The 13,334-nt window shown below is 56.7% G+C and carries 16 protein-coding genes; 12 read left to right on the forward strand and 4 right to left on the reverse strand.

Annotation, left to right across the window (positions count from 1 at the left end):
- Nucleotides 1-25: 25 nt before the first annotated feature.
- Nucleotides 26-1,597, forward strand: coding sequence for a methyl-accepting chemotaxis protein (locus tag AC2FAK_RS00655; protein WP_020684417.1), 1,572 nt, complete (start codon nt 26-28; stop codon nt 1,595-1,597).
- Here AC2FAK_RS00655 and AC2FAK_RS00660 read toward each other — a convergent pair.
- Both AC2FAK_RS00660 and fbp read right to left on the reverse strand, forming a co-directional pair.
- Nucleotides 1,569-1,928, reverse strand: a complete 360-nt coding sequence (locus AC2FAK_RS00660; protein WP_038418557.1) for a helix-turn-helix domain-containing protein — start codon at nt 1,926-1,928, stop codon at nt 1,569-1,571. The genes AC2FAK_RS00655 and AC2FAK_RS00660 overlap by 29 nt on opposite strands.
- Before the next feature lie 145 nt (nt 1,929-2,073).
- Nucleotides 2,074-3,072, reverse strand: a complete 999-nt coding sequence (gene fbp / locus AC2FAK_RS00665; RefSeq protein WP_013095345.1) for a class 1 fructose-bisphosphatase — start codon at nt 3,070-3,072, stop codon at nt 2,074-2,076.
- Nucleotides 3,073-3,269: 197 nt separating this feature from the next.
- Between fbp and mpl the strand changes: the two genes are divergently transcribed.
- Entirely contained in the window at nt 3,270-4,643 is a 1,374-nt protein-coding gene (gene mpl, locus AC2FAK_RS00670) for a UDP-N-acetylmuramate:L-alanyl-gamma-D-glutamyl-meso-diaminopimelate ligase (protein ID WP_013095346.1), read from the forward strand.
- A gap of 102 nt (nt 4,644-4,745) precedes the next feature.
- Here mpl and yjgA read toward each other — a convergent pair whose 3' ends face one another.
- The gene (gene yjgA / locus AC2FAK_RS00675) at nt 4,746-5,297 is read right to left on the reverse strand and encodes a ribosome biogenesis factor YjgA (RefSeq protein ID WP_008501414.1); all 552 of its coding nucleotides are present in this window, start codon (nt 5,295-5,297) and stop codon (nt 4,746-4,748) included.
- A gap of 95 nt (nt 5,298-5,392) precedes the next feature.
- Between yjgA and pmbA the strand changes: the two genes are divergently transcribed.
- The gene (pmbA, locus tag AC2FAK_RS00680; RefSeq protein WP_032618803.1) at nt 5,393-6,745 is read left to right on the forward strand and encodes a metalloprotease PmbA; all 1,353 of its coding nucleotides are present in this window, start codon (nt 5,393-5,395) and stop codon (nt 6,743-6,745) included.
- 40 nt (nt 6,746-6,785) lie between these two features.
- Nucleotides 6,786-7,172 carry a cytochrome b562 gene (gene cybC, locus AC2FAK_RS00685; protein WP_095455131.1) on the forward strand — a complete coding sequence of 129 codons (387 nt, stop codon included), beginning with the start codon at nt 6,786-6,788 and terminating at the stop codon, nt 7,170-7,172.
- Nucleotides 7,173-7,241: 69 nt separating this feature from the next.
- On the opposite strand, the gene AC2FAK_RS00690 is transcribed toward cybC, so the two are convergent.
- Entirely contained in the window at nt 7,242-7,397 is a 156-nt protein-coding gene (locus AC2FAK_RS00690; RefSeq protein WP_020688727.1) for a Hok/Gef family protein, read from the reverse strand.
- A gap of 416 nt (nt 7,398-7,813) precedes the next feature.
- On the opposite strand from AC2FAK_RS00690, the gene AC2FAK_RS00695 reads away from it, so the two are divergent.
- The 8 genes from AC2FAK_RS00695 to dagF are packed head-to-tail and all read left to right on the forward strand — an operon-like array spanning nt 7,814 to nt 13,296.
- Nucleotides 7,814-8,152 (forward strand): glycine dehydrogenase, encoded by a 339-nt coding sequence (locus tag AC2FAK_RS00695; RefSeq protein ID WP_095455130.1) that lies wholly within the window; start codon nt 7,814-7,816, stop codon nt 8,150-8,152.
- A gap of 10 nt (nt 8,153-8,162) precedes the next feature.
- Nucleotides 8,163-8,525 carry an SFCGS family glycine-rich protein gene (locus AC2FAK_RS00700; protein ID WP_006179053.1) on the forward strand — a complete coding sequence of 121 codons (363 nt, stop codon included), beginning with the start codon at nt 8,163-8,165 and terminating at the stop codon, nt 8,523-8,525.
- A 2-nt stretch (nt 8,526-8,527) separates the two neighbouring features.
- On the forward strand, nt 8,528-8,827 hold the full coding sequence (locus AC2FAK_RS00705; RefSeq protein ID WP_006810338.1) for a DUF4312 family protein: 300 nt from the start codon (nt 8,528-8,530) through the stop codon (nt 8,825-8,827).
- Between the two features lie 22 nt (nt 8,828-8,849).
- Nucleotides 8,850-9,626: a DUF4311 domain-containing protein gene (locus AC2FAK_RS00710; RefSeq protein ID WP_006810337.1), complete on the forward strand. Its 777-nt coding sequence runs from the start codon at nt 8,850-8,852 to the stop codon at nt 9,624-9,626.
- Between the two features lie 13 nt (nt 9,627-9,639).
- The gene (locus AC2FAK_RS00715) at nt 9,640-10,281 is read left to right on the forward strand and encodes a DUF4310 family protein (RefSeq protein ID WP_013095350.1); all 642 of its coding nucleotides are present in this window, start codon (nt 9,640-9,642) and stop codon (nt 10,279-10,281) included.
- A 42-nt stretch (nt 10,282-10,323) separates the two neighbouring features.
- On the forward strand, nt 10,324-11,457 hold the full coding sequence (locus AC2FAK_RS00720) for an amidohydrolase/deacetylase family metallohydrolase (RefSeq protein ID WP_095455129.1): 1,134 nt from the start codon (nt 10,324-10,326) through the stop codon (nt 11,455-11,457).
- Nucleotides 11,441-12,559, forward strand: a complete 1,119-nt coding sequence (locus AC2FAK_RS00725) for a DgaE family pyridoxal phosphate-dependent ammonia lyase (protein ID WP_047023170.1) — start codon at nt 11,441-11,443, stop codon at nt 12,557-12,559. Before AC2FAK_RS00720 ends, AC2FAK_RS00725 begins: the two co-directional genes overlap by 17 nt.
- A complete protein-coding gene (dagF, locus tag AC2FAK_RS00730; RefSeq protein ID WP_094085364.1) occupies nt 12,556-13,296 on the forward strand; it encodes a 2-dehydro-3-deoxy-phosphogluconate aldolase in 741 nt (246 codons plus the stop codon). Before AC2FAK_RS00725 ends, dagF begins: the two co-directional genes overlap by 4 nt.
- Nucleotides 13,297-13,334 lie beyond the last annotated feature (38 nt).

A 13,334-nucleotide genomic window follows, 5' to 3' on the forward strand; every position in this document is an offset into this window, starting at 1 on the left:
ATATCTCGCTACCGGAAATAACATCATGCTTAAAACGCTATCGATTCGTACCGGCTTGCTCTCTTTACTGGCCGTTATGACCCTTCTGCTGCTGATTGTCAGCGGCATTGGCATTTATGCCCTCACACAGAGTTCTTCGTCACTTCAGCGCATCAACCACCTTCAGGGTGAGCAGATGGTGCAGCTCAATTCTGGCTATACGCTGATCCTTCGTGCGCGCAACGAGGCGGGCCAGGCTGTCAGAATGATGGAAATTGGTCTGCTGGACGATGCCGCGAAATCGGTGAAAAGCATTAATCAGGAGATCGCCCTGGCGCAAAAAACGCTGAAAGGCGTGATCGACGCAGGCGTGGCCGATCCCCAGGGACAGCAGTTGCTGGATAAGGTGGCGGCCAGTCTGGCGGCCTATAACCAGCAGGGGATCAACCCAATGCTGAAAGCGCTTAACGAACAGAGCGCAGACAGCTATTACGATCTGCTGGAGAGTAGGCTCATTCCGGTGGCAAAGCAGTTTGATAACGATATGCAGGCGTTCCAGATGTGGAGCGACGCGCGCGGGAAAGCGGAAGTCAGCGCCGTGCAGTCGAGCAAAACGCGGGTTCTGATCCTGATCGTTGTCGCGGCGCTGCTGACGGCAGGCATCATTGTGCTGGCCTGGCTGGTGCTGCGCCACATGCTGCTCAAGCCGCTCTCGGCGTCGATTGCGCAGCTGGAAAACGTCGCCGCGGGGGATTTAACCCACACGCTGAATGCCCCGGCGAGCCAGGAGTTCAACCGTCTGAACGCCGCCATCGAAGGCATGCGCCAGTCGCTGATGCACTCGGTGCTGCGGGTCCGCGATGCCAGCTCGCAAATTGATACCGGCAGTCGCGAGCTGACGGCGGGAAACAGGGATCTTGCCGAGCGCACGGAGTCCACCGCGACCTCGCTGGAGCAGACCGCCGCCAGCATGGAAGAGATCACCGCCACGGTGAAACTCAACGCGGATAACGCCGAGCAGGCGCACCAGCTGGCGAAATCTGTCTCGGATACTGCCGATCACGGCAGCGAAATGGTCTGCTATGTGATTGAGAAAATGCGCGATATCTCCGGCAGTTCGGCGCGGATTGCCGACATTCTGAGCGTTATTGACGGTATTGCCTTCCAGACTAACATTCTGGCGCTGAACGCCTCCGTGGAAGCGGCGCGTGCGGGCGAGCAGGGGCGCGGTTTTGCCGTCGTTGCGGGCGAGGTGCGCAATCTTGCCAGCCGCAGCGCCGATGCGGCAAAAGAGATCCGTTCACTTATCAGCGACTCGCAGACCCACGTTAATGAGGGCAGCGAGCTGGCGCAGCAGGCGGGCGAAACGATGGATGAGATCGCAACCGAAGTGCTGCGCATGACCAAACTGATGCGCGAAATTGCTACCGCGTCTCAGGAACAGAGCCGCGGCATTGAACAGGTGAATATTGCGGTAAATCAGATGGATGAAACCGCGCAGCAGAATGCGGCGCTGGTACAGCAATCCTCTGCCGCGACGCGCTCGCTGGAAGAGCAGTCACGCCAGCTGATGGAAGCCATGTCATCATTTAAACTGACGACGCAGAGTGTCGCATAATATTCCCCGACCCTGGTACATTCTGTACCAGGGTATTATTCTCGGACGAATTAATCGCGCTAATATTATCGTGAATATTACCGAGTAATATTTCCAGCTGGTGGGTTAAGGTTAACGCTTTTTCCGTCGGTTCAAGATATAACCCTTTACGGATAAATAGCGGTTCAGCAAAAAGCTGGCTAAAGCGCTTCAACGCCAGGCTCACGGCCGGGCGTGACATCTCCAGACGGACAGAGGCCTTCGCCATGCTGCCGCAGCGGACCACTTCAATAAAGACAGGAATAAGATTTAAATCGATGCCGGTATTGGCACGGGAATAATTTTTCGTCACGGGTACGCTCCAGGAAATATCTGTCAAACTGTTATGGAAATAATGCAGGAGCGAATCTGAATATTAAAGCGCGTTTTTTATAAACACTTATACGGTAAATTATATAAATGTATTGGGGAGCCAGAGCGGCTCCCCGGGAGAGGGATTACGCGTCCGGATACTCACGGATAAAACGTTCAACGTCTTCAACCATATGGTTGTTGCCGACGAAGAAGGAACGACGCTGGTGCAGACTTTCTGGCACGATATCCAGAATACGCTCTTTACCATCGCTCGCCTTGCCGCCCGCCTGTTCCGCCAGGAACGCCATCGGGTTGCATTCATACAGCAGACGCAGCTTCCCGTCCGGGTGACTGGCGGTGCTTGGGTAGAGGTAAATGCCGCCTTTCAGCAGGTTACGGTGGAAATCCGCAACCAGGGAACCGATATAGCGGGAGGTGTAAGGGCGCTGCGTCGCTTTATCTTCTTCCTGGCAGAATTTGATGTACTTCTTCACGCCAGTCGGGAACTTGATGTAGTTACCTTCGTTGATAGAGTAGGTGTTGCCCTTCTCCGGGAAGCGCATACGTTCCTGACACAGGCAGAACACGCCCAGCGACGGATCGTAAGTAAAGGCATGAACGCCACAGCCGGTGGTGTAGACCAGCATGGTGGAGGAGCCATACACGACATAACCGGCAGCAACCTGCTGACTGCCAGGCTGCAGGAAATCTTCTTCTGTCACCGGCGTGCCAACAGGCGTGACGCGGCGGTAGATGGAGAAAATGGTACCGACAGAAACGTTAACGTCGATGTTGGAGGAGCCGTCCAGCGGATCCATCAGAACAACGTATTTCGCGTGTTCACACCCTTCGAATACGACAATTTCATCTTCTTCTTCAGAGGCGATACCCGCAACGATGTCGCGCGCGCGCAGTGCAGCTTTCAGTTTTTCATTTGCGAACAGGTCGAGTTTCTGCTGAACCTCGCCCTGAACGTTCTCGGCACCGCTGGCACCCAGGATATCGACCAGACCGGCCTTGTTGATATCACGGTGGATGATCTTAGCGCCCAGCTTTATTGCCGACAGCAAAGCAGTGAGTTCACCGGTAGCATGAGAGAACTCGTGCTGCTTTTCGACAATAAATTCACCTAACGTTTTCATAACACTTTCCCTGCATCTTTGTGAGTAGAGCGATTGTATGTTCACTAAAACGACTAATGCCCAACAATCTTAACAAATATTCAAATAGTAGCGCAGAGGTGAATCGCGCCAGCAATATACGGATTTACCTGAAATGCGTTTCACACCCGCTAACATGTGAGTAAAATGTGCGCCACATTGAAGAAGGATAGTGACGTATGCGCATTCATATATTGGGGATTTGTGGCACTTTCATGGGCGGACTGGCAATGCTGGCGCGCTCGCTGGGCCATGAAGTGACAGGTTCGGACGCCAATGTGTATCCGCCGATGAGCACGCTCCTGGAGAAACAGGGCATCTCTCTGATTCAGGGTTATGATGCCAGCCAGCTGGATCCCGCGCCGGATCTGGTGATCATTGGCAACGCCATGACGCGAGGTAATCCGTGCGTTGAGGCGGTACTGGAACGCAATATTCCGTTCATGTCTGGCCCACAGTGGCTGCATGATTTCGTCCTGCGCGACCGTTGGGTTGTTGCCGTGGCCGGTACGCACGGTAAAACCACCACCGCCGGTATGGCGACCTGGATCCTTGAAGCCTGTGGTTACAAGCCTGGCTTTGTCATTGGCGGCGTTCCGGGCAATTTCGACGTGTCTGCGCGTCTGGGGGAGAGCCCGTTCTTTGTGATCGAAGCCGATGAGTACGACTGTGCGTTCTTCGACAAGCGCTCCAAGTTTGTACACTACTGCCCGCGCACGCTGATCCTCAACAACCTTGAGTTCGATCATGCGGATATCTTTGACGATCTGAAAGCCATTCAGAAACAGTTCCACCACCTGGTGCGCATCGTTCCGGGTCAGGGCCGTATCATCCTGCCGGAGAACGACATCAATCTTAAGCAGACCATGGCGATGGGCTGCTGGAGCGAGCAGGAGCTGGTGGGTGAGCAGGGCCACTGGCAGGCGAAAAAACTCAACGTGGATGCCTCGGAGTGGGAAGTGTGGCTCGACGGCGAGAAAGTGGGTGAGGTGAAATGGGGCCTGGTTGGCGAACACAACATGCACAACGGCCTGATGGCAATCGCTGCCGCACGCCATGTGGGTGTTCAGCCTGCGGACGCGGCGAATGCGCTGGGTTCATTTATCAATGCCCGTCGCCGTCTGGAGCTGCGCGGTGAAGCCCACGGCGTAACCGTGTATGACGATTTCGCGCACCACCCAACTGCTATTCTGGCGACGCTTGCAGCGTTACGCGGCAAGGTCGGCGGTACCGCGCGCATTCTGGCGGTGCTGGAGCCACGCTCTAACACCATGAAAATGGGCATCTGCAAAGACGATCTCGCGCCATCCTTAGGGCGTGCCGACGAGGTCTTCCTGCTGCAGCCGCAGCATATTCCGTGGCAGGTAGCTGAAGTGGCCGATGCCTGCATTCAGCCTGCGCACTGGAGTGCGGATGTTGATGCTCTGGCGGATATGGTGGTGAAAGCCGCTCAGCCGGGTGACCATATTCTGGTGATGAGTAACGGCGGTTTTGGTGGGATCCATCAGAAGCTGCTGGACGGTCTGGCGAAAAAGGCTGAGGCCGCAGAGTAAAAAAAAGCCCGGTGGCGCTAGCGCTTACCGGGCCTACATTACTCTTCTCCCTCTCCCCTATGGGGAGAGGGCTGGGGTGAGGGGGGAACAGGCGGTTCGATATTACTCTTCGTTCTCAGACAGCTCGCGCAGATACTGGAAAATCAGACGCGCGGACTTCGGCGGCTTATTCCCTTCTTTCTCTTTCTTCGCGTTGCGGATCAGTGAACGCAGCTGCTGGCGGTCGGCATCCGGCCACAGGTTCAATACTTCCGGTACCGCATCATCACCCTGTTCAATCAGACGGTCGCGGATCTGCTCCAGCTTGTGGAACAGCGCAACCTGCTGGTTGTGGCGGTTTTTCAGTTTATCCAGCGCCTGGCGGATCGGATCGACGTCGCGCTGACGCAGCATTTTACCGATAAGCTGAAGCTGGCGACGACGGCCTTCTTTTTTGATTTTCTGTGCCAGTTCAATGGCATCACGCAGATCCTGGTCGAGCGGGATCTTATCCAGCGCGTTTTTACCCAGTTCCACCATTTCTGCGCCAAGCTGTTTTAACTCTTCGGCGTCGCGTTTAATTTCACTTTTACTGACCCAGATGATCTCATCATCTTCGTCTTCGATGTCATCACCGGGAACGTCGTCGAGCCAGTCTTCGGGCTGCTTAGTCATGTCAGGCTCCTTAAAAAAAGAGGCTAATGTTACCAGTTAAGACGCGCACTGAAAAACGGTTCTCTGTTAGACTTCAGTTAACTCTCTCTTACAGTATGGCATTTGCGATGAAAGTAACCTCACAAGTTGAAGCGCAGCGTAAGATTCTGGAAGAAGCCGTCTCCACCGCGCTGACGCTCGCTTCAGGTAAATCAGATGGCGCCGAAGTGGCGGTCAGCAAAACCACCGGCATTAGCGTGAGCACCCGCTATGGCGAAGTGGAGAATGTAGAATTCAACAGCGATGGCGCACTGGGGATCACGGTGTATCACCAGAACCGCAAAGGCAGCGCGTCGTCTACCGATCTCAGCCCCGATGCCATTGCCCGTACCGTGCAGGCGGCGCTGGATATTGCGCGTTACACCTCACCGGATCCTTATGCTGGCGTTGCGGATAAAGATCTGCTGGCGTTTGATGCCCCGGATCTCGATCTTTTCCATCCGGCGGAAGTCACCCCGGACGAAGCCATCGAGCTGGCCGCGCGTGCCGAACAGGCGTCTTTGCAGGCGGATAAACGCATCACCAATACCGAAGGCGGCAGCTTCAACAGCCACTACGGCATCAAAGTCTTCGGCAACAGTCACGGCATGCTGCAGGGCTACTGCTCCACCCGTCACTCGCTCTCAAGCTGCGTGATCGCCGAAGAAAACGGCGATATGGAGCGGGATTATGCTTACACCATCGGCCGTGCGCTGGGGGATTTACAGTCTCCGGAGTGGGTGGGCAAAGCGTGTGCTGAACGCACGCTGTCTCGCCTGTCACCGCGTAAGCTCTCCACCATGAAAGCCCCGGTTATTTTTGCCAATGAAGTGGCGACCGGCCTGTTTGGCCATCTGGTGGGCGCTATCGCGGGCGGCTCAGTTTACCGTAAATCGACCTTCCTGCTCGACTCACTGGGCAAACAGATCCTGCCGGAATGGCTGACCATTGAAGAGCACCCGCACCTGCTGAAAGGGCTGGCCTCTACGCCATTCGACAGCGAAGGCGTGCGCACGGAACGCCGCGATATCGTTAAAGACGGCATTCTGACCCAGTGGCTGCTGACCAACTACTCCGCGCGCAAGCTGGGGCTGAAAAGCACCGGACACGCGGGGGGCATCCATAACTGGCGCATTGCCGGACAGGGCCTGAACTTCGAGCAGATGCTGAAAGAGATGGGCACCGGCCTGGTGGTGACAGAACTGATGGGCCAGGGCGTGAGCGGCATCACCGGAGACTACTCTCGCGGTGCGGCAGGCTTCTGGGTCGAAAACGGCGAGATTCAGTATCCGGTGAGCGAAATTACCATCGCCGGCAACCTGAAGGACATGTGGCGCAATATCGTTACGGTCGGTAACGATATTGAAACACGTAGCAATATACAGTGTGGTTCTGTATTACTGCCGGAAATGAAAATTGCCGGCCAGTAATACCCGAAAAGCGTTTTAATAATAAAAAAGGAAGTGAGCAATGCGTAAACACCTGTTAGCGATCGTCGCGGCTTCAACGCTGGTTCTTGGCTCTTCTGCGTTTGCTGCCGATCTCGAAGACAACATGGACATCCTCAGTCAAAACCTGAAGGTCGTTCAGAAAACGGACAATGCGGCAGAAATAAAAAGCGCATTGACCAAAATGCGTGAAGCGGCGCTGGACGCGCAAAAAGCGACGCCGCCAAAGCTGGAAAGCAAAGCGGCAGACAGCGCAGAGATGAAGGACTATCGCCACGGCTTTGACGTGCTGGTCGGTCAGATTGACGGCGCGCTGAAGCTCGCTAACGAAGGCAAAGTGAAGGAAGCCCAGGCGGCAGCCGACCAGTTTGTCGCGACGCGTAACACGTATCACAAAAAGTATCGTTAATTGGGTGCCTGAGCTGTACGTCCTTTCCCGTATGCGGGGGCGCAGTTAGCGCCCCCGCATCTTTGCTCCCTACTGGCCGGAGCGACACTCCATCCGCGCTGTCACTTCAAGCGAGCCGTTTCGAAAACGGATCTCGCACAGTGTTTTCCTCGTCACCAGCGTTAAGATGATTATTGTCAAAGCAATAATCATCAAAACCCGGATAATTGGGGATTGGCGTTTCATGGATGCCTCCTTGCTTTAAAGCGGGCGAGGTAGCGAACTCCACGGTCCGACGTGTCGTTTCGAGCCCCCGCCCTGATTTTTTATCAGGCGGGGCTTTCCACTTTCCGTCCCATGCCTGAGACGGTCAGTCTCAAGCACCCGCCGCCACTCTAGCGAATCCCCATAAGAAAACCTTATCCACGTCACATTTCTACGAGTCGGCTCGTAATCTTTTCCGCTTCGCTCTCCCTGTATTTGCCGTCAGATAACGTGATATTCATCACGCAAATACAGCGATTTATCCAGATTCAGCCTATTTATGTGGCACAGATCACTGCTGCGGCTCGCCTTTCCACTTCGAAGTGGAAAACAACTCGCTACAAACCCGCCATCGCCAACGTTAGTTTTATTCCAGAGCCATTAACGGGGTAAGACCAGTGAGTAACGGAGCGGTAATGAACAACGTTGGGGATCAGGCGGAGCAAACAGAAAAGCTCGCGAACACCATGCTGCAGCAGGTTTATGCCCTGCTGGCCCGGCACAACATCATCCCCAATGCAGTACAGGAACAGATGCTCACCTCCCATGTCCGCGCGATGGCGCACCGGTCCGTGACCGGCGAGCCGCTGCCGGAAGTGGAGGCAGAGCTGTTCGACGAAATTTCACCGGATTCAATGCGGCTCGCCCGTGAAGTGGTAGCGCAGTTTGGCAACCTTCCTGATGAAGAAGCCTGGCTGCTCTCCGTTCACTTTGAAGTCGCGAAAGACAACCTTTAAGGAGCAACACATGGAACAGATTACAGTCGTGATTGGCGATCGCCTGGGTAAAGGCCAGAAAGTGGCTGCCGGTGTAGAAAAAGCGGGTGGACGTGCGGTTGTCGTGCCGGGTATGGCGGCAGATATGAAACTCGGCGACGTCATGAAAGCGGAAAACGCCACCTTCGGCATCTCCTTCTGCGGCAGCGGCGGCGCGGGTGCCATCACGGCGCAAACCAAATATGGCTACAAAGCGAAATACGGCATGCGCTCCGTGGATGAGGGGGTGACCGCCATCAACGAAGGCTGCAACGTGCTGGGCTTTGGCTTTATGGATAAAGAAGAGCTGGGCGAGCGTCTGGTGCAGGCGTGGCAGAAGAAGCACGGCGCATAAGCATGAAAGAACAGTTCACAACCACGGTGAGAGTGAAGGGGAAGGGCGACGCCAAAGCGCGCGCCTTTGCCGACGCACTCAACCACGTTCAGGCCGCGGTGATGAAAGCCTCACCGCATATCTTACTGCGTATTGAGCCACAGGATGTGCAGGTCGTTCAGGCGCAAGAAGCGGTGCGTAAAGAAGCGTTTCTGTTCTTCTTTTTGCGCCGGGAAAGACGCACCTACAGCGTGGAGCTGGATGTGACCGTCAACGTGACCGCCATCAATCTCGACCAGGTGGATTTCGTCACGCAACGCTGATTATTCATAAAAGGGCAGACTGATGTTCTTAATTATATTAATAAAATCGCTCATCATTGGCGGCCTGGTAGGCGTCGGTGTTGGAGCCGGGGCTGCACGCATGTTTCATGCGCCTACCACTCAGGGTATGGGCGCGTTTCGTACGTTGGGGGAACTGAACTCCTGCGAAGGGGATCCGGCTTCTCACTTCTCCTTTGGGTTAGGCTTCTTCTTTAACGCCTGGGCCTCTTCCGTGGCCGCAGGTGCCTTCACACAGGACGTAGACCACCGCATCATCCCAAACTGGGGTGCTGCAGCCTTGATGATCAAAAACCGTAACGTCGGCGAAACGCTGCACGATCCCCGCAAGATGGCGATTGCCTGCGGCATCATCGGCATGATTGTTGTCACCTTCCTTAACCTCACTGCCTCGTCTGTTCCGGCCGCACTGCAGGTCACCGCCGTGAAGGTGCTGGTACCGGCGGCAAACCTGCTGGTGAACACCGTGATGCCGGTGATCTTCTGGCTGGCGGCCATCGACGCGGGTAAAAAATCCGGTTTCTGGGCGACCATCTTCGGCGGCGCGGCGCAGCTGATTATGGGTAACGCCGTACCGGGCCTGGTACTGGGGATCCTGATCGGTAAAGGCGTGGAAGAGAGCGGCTGGAACCACGTCACCAAAGTGATGATGGCGGCCATCGTTCTGCTCTTCGTGCTGAGCGGCTTCTTCCGCGGCTTCGACATGAAGATGATTGAATCCTTCCATCTGACCGTGCCGAACTGGCTCGACATGATCCACAACTCGCTCAGCGGTAAATAACAGGAGCCTCTACATGGAACAGAATAAAGGTTTTTGGTATGCCGACTGGTCGTTCCCGATCTTCGTTGGCCTGCTCTCCTCCGGCGTATTTGCCGGGACGCACATGTACTACCTCTACGGCATCGGCGCGTTTAACGAAGTGGCCTTCGTGGCGATGCTGAAGGCGGGAATTGATACCGGCGTATACGGCGCAGTGGCGGCGTTCGGCGCAAGCTTCCTGTTCGCCCGTATCATCGAAGGATCGCTGGTAGGGATCCTCGACATCGGCGGGGCGATCCAGACCGGCGTGGGTCTTGGTGTGCCAGCACTGCTGCTGGGCGCGGGGATCATGTTCCCGGTGACCAACTTCATTGCCTCGCTGATTACCGGCCTGGTGATTGGTCTGGCGATCGGCTACGTCATCATCCTGGCGCGTAAGTTCACCATCAACCAGAGCAACTCCACCTACGGGGCGGACGTGATGATGGGCGCGGGCAATGCCTCCGGTCGTTTTCTGGGGCCGTTGATTATCCTCAGCGCCATGACCGCTTCTATTCCGATTGGCGTCGGTTCCCTGCTGGGCGCGCTGCTGTTCTACATCTGGCAGAAGCCGATCACCGGCGGTGCCATCCTTGGCGCCATGATTTTAGGCTGGTTGTTCCCGGTCGCCCTTTAATACCTGCGGGCGCGCTGGCGCCCGCCTTATCAGGAGAACCCCATGTTTGATTTACTCCTGCGCCGTGCGCGCCTTAGCGACGATACCCTGACCGATATCGCCATTCTGGACGGGAAAATTGCCGCAACAGGCGACATAGACGCTCCCGCCCGCAAAACGGTGGAGCTGAACGGTGACGTATTCGTCAGCGCAGGCTGGATCGACTCCCACGTCCACTGCTACCCGAACTCCCCTATTTACCACGACGAACCGGACAGCGTGGGTATTGCCACTGGCGTCACCACCGTGGTGGATGCGGGCAGTACCGGTGCCGACGACGTGGATGATTTCTATAAAATCACCCGCAAAGCCTCAACCGAGGTCTTTGCCCTGCTGAATATCTCCCGCGTGGGGCTGATTGCCCAGAACGAGCTGGCCAATATGGCGAATATTGATGCCGATGCCGTGAAGCAGGCGGTGAAACGCCATCCTGACTTTATCGTCGGGCTGAAAGCGCGCATGAGCAGCAGCGTGGTGGGTGAAAACGGTATTACGCCGCTGGAGCGTGCGAAAGCCATTCAGAAAGAGAACGGCGACCTGCCGCTGATGGTACACATCGGCAATAACCCGCCGAATCTGGATGAAATTGCCGAGCTGCTGAGCTCGGGCGACATCATTACCCACTGCTACAACGGCAAGCCAAACCGCATTCTGACGCCCTCCGGCGAGCTGCGCGCCTCCATTACCTCTGCCCTGAAACGCGGTGTGCGGCTGGACGTAGGCCACGGTACGGCGAGCTTCAGCTTTGAAGTGGCGAAACGCGCCATCGCGATGGGCATTCTGCCGCACACCATCAGCTCGGATATCTACTGTCGCAACCGCATCAACGGCCCGGTGGGCTCGCTTTCGAGCGTGATGTCGAAATTCCTCGCCATCGGCATGTCATTGCCGCAGGTGATTGACTGCGTCACCGCCAACGCCGCTGACGGCCTGCGCCTGACGCGCAAAGGGCGTATCGAACCCGGCCTCGACGCCGACCTGACGCTGTTCACCCTTAAACGTCAGCCGACGGTGCTGACGGATGCTGAAAACGACAGCCTGCAGGCTGAACACATTCTGGTGCCGCTTGCCGCGATCCGCGCGGGCAAGGGCTACATGACCGAACAAGGGAGCACGGAACATGCCTTCGATTTATGAGAAGTACCACTTAAAGCAAGTCATCAACACCTCCGGCCGCATGACGGCGCTGGGTGTCTCCACGCCACGCCCGGAAGTGGTGCAGGCGGCGATGGACGGCATGAATCACTATTTCGAGATGAAAGATCTGGTCAATAAAACCGGGGAATACATCGCGAAGCTGCTGGACGTGGAGGGCGCGACGGTGGTCTCCTGCGCATCCGCGGGCATCGCCCAGTCCGTGGCGGCGGTGCTGGTGAAAGACAGCGACTGGCTGCTGGAAAACCTGCACGTCACTCCAGTTGAGAACAACGAAATCGTGCTGCCGAAAGGGCACAACGTTAACTTTGGCGCGCCGGTGGGCACCATGGTGGCGCTGGGCGGCGGCAAGCTGGTGGAAGCGGGCTATGCCAACGAATGCTCAGCCGATCAGCTGGCGGCGGCCATCACCCCGCGCACCGCGGCAATCCTTTACATCAAATCGCACCACTGCGTGCAGAAAAGCATGCTCAGCGTTGAGCAGGCGGCGGTTGTGGCGCGCAAACACGATCTGCCCCTGATCGTCGATGCCGCAGCGGAAGAAGATCTGCATACCTATTACCGCTCCGGCGCCGACCTGGTGATCTACAGCGGCGCGAAAGCGATCGAAGGGCCCACCAGCGGCCTGGTGATCGGCAAGACCCAGTACGTCGAGTGGGTGAAGCGCCAGACGGCGGGTATTGGCCGCGCCATGAAGGTGGGTAAAGAGGGGATCCTAGGCCTGACCTGCGCCATCGAACACTACCTGACGGCAACCAAAGAGAGCGGGGCAGAGATGGTGGCGAAGATGACGCCGTTTATCGACGCGCTCAACACCCTGAATGGCGTTACCGCGCGCGTGGTCTGGGACAGCGCCGGTCGCGATATCGCGCGTACCGAGATTAAGTTTGACGAAGCCGTAACCGGCATCGGCACCGGCGAGCTGGTGAATGCCCTGAAGCAGGGGGAATACGCCATTTATTTCCGCGGCTACAAGGCCAACGAAGGGATTATCGAAGCGGACGTGCGCAGCGTGAACGCTGACCAGTTGAACATTGTGTACCGCCGCATAAGCGAAGTGTTAGGACAGGAGAAAAAGGCATGAAACTGACCCCCAATTTTTACCGTGACCGCGTCTGCCTGAACGTGCTGGCAGGCTCAAAAGCGAACGCCAGCGCCATTTACGAGGCGGCGGAAGGTCATGTGCTGGTGGGCGTGCTCTCCAAAAATTACCCGGACGTGGCCAGTGCGGTTGCTGATATGCGCGAGTACGCGGCGCTGATTGATAACGCGCTCTCGGTAGGCCTGGGGGCGGGTGACCCGAACCAGTCGGCGATGGTGAGCGAAATCTCCCGCCAGGTTCAGCCGCAGCACGTTAACCAGGTTTTCACCGGCGTGGCCACCAGCCGCGCGCTGCTGGGGCAGAATGAATCGGTGGTCAACGGTCTGGTCTCCCCGACCGGCACCGTCGGGATGGTGAAAATCTCCACCGGCCCGCTGAGCAGCGCGGCACCGGACGGCATTGTGCCGGTTGAAACGGCGATTGCCCTGCTGAAGGATTTCGGCGGCAGTTCGATTAAGTACTTCCCGATGGGTGGCCTGAAGTGCCGTGACGAATACCAGGCCGTGGCGGAAGCCTGCGCCCGTCACGACTTCTGGCTGGAGCCGACCGGGGGTATCGATCTGGATAACTACGAGGCGATCCTGCAGATCGCCCTGGACGCGGGCGTGAGCAAAATCATTCCGCATATTTATAGTTCGATTATCGACAAAGCCAGCGGCGATACGCGTCCGGAAGATGTGCGTACGCTGCTTGCGATGACGAAAAAGCTGGTGAAGTAAAACAAAACCTTACCCCTCACCCCAGCCCTCTCCCCAAA

Source organism: Enterobacter cloacae complex sp. 394F7 (assembly GCF_057320385.1).

What these genes read in the sequence shown, in the direction of transcription:
- yjgA (WP_008501414.1), bottom strand. Translation starts at nt 5,297, where the DNA reads ATGACTAAGCAGCCCGAAGACTGGCTCGACGACGTTCCCGGTGATGAC.
- AC2FAK_RS00715 (WP_013095350.1), top strand. Translation starts at nt 9,640, where the DNA reads ATGGAACAGAATAAAGGTTTTTGGTATGCCGACTGGTCGTTCCCGATC.
- AC2FAK_RS00700 (WP_006179053.1), top strand. Translation starts at nt 8,163, where the DNA reads ATGGAACAGATTACAGTCGTGATTGGCGATCGCCTGGGTAAAGGCCAG.
- AC2FAK_RS00655 (WP_020684417.1), top strand. Translation starts at nt 26, where the DNA reads ATGCTTAAAACGCTATCGATTCGTACCGGCTTGCTCTCTTTACTGGCC.
- AC2FAK_RS00690 (WP_020688727.1), bottom strand. Translation starts at nt 7,397, where the DNA reads ATGAAACGCCAATCCCCAATTATCCGGGTTTTGATGATTATTGCTTTG.
- AC2FAK_RS00720 (WP_095455129.1), top strand. Translation starts at nt 10,324, where the DNA reads ATGTTTGATTTACTCCTGCGCCGTGCGCGCCTTAGCGACGATACCCTG.
- AC2FAK_RS00710 (WP_006810337.1), top strand. Translation starts at nt 8,850, where the DNA reads ATGTTCTTAATTATATTAATAAAATCGCTCATCATTGGCGGCCTGGTA.
- fbp (WP_013095345.1), bottom strand. Translation starts at nt 3,072, where the DNA reads ATGAAAACGTTAGGTGAATTTATTGTCGAAAAGCAGCACGAGTTCTCT.
- dagF (WP_094085364.1), top strand. Translation starts at nt 12,556, where the DNA reads ATGAAACTGACCCCCAATTTTTACCGTGACCGCGTCTGCCTGAACGTG.
- AC2FAK_RS00705 (WP_006810338.1), top strand. Translation starts at nt 8,528, where the DNA reads ATGAAAGAACAGTTCACAACCACGGTGAGAGTGAAGGGGAAGGGCGAC.
- pmbA (WP_032618803.1), top strand. Translation starts at nt 5,393, where the DNA reads ATGGCATTTGCGATGAAAGTAACCTCACAAGTTGAAGCGCAGCGTAAG.
- mpl (WP_013095346.1), top strand. Translation starts at nt 3,270, where the DNA reads ATGCGCATTCATATATTGGGGATTTGTGGCACTTTCATGGGCGGACTG.
- AC2FAK_RS00725 (WP_047023170.1), top strand. Translation starts at nt 11,441, where the DNA reads ATGCCTTCGATTTATGAGAAGTACCACTTAAAGCAAGTCATCAACACC.
- cybC (WP_095455131.1), top strand. Translation starts at nt 6,786, where the DNA reads ATGCGTAAACACCTGTTAGCGATCGTCGCGGCTTCAACGCTGGTTCTT.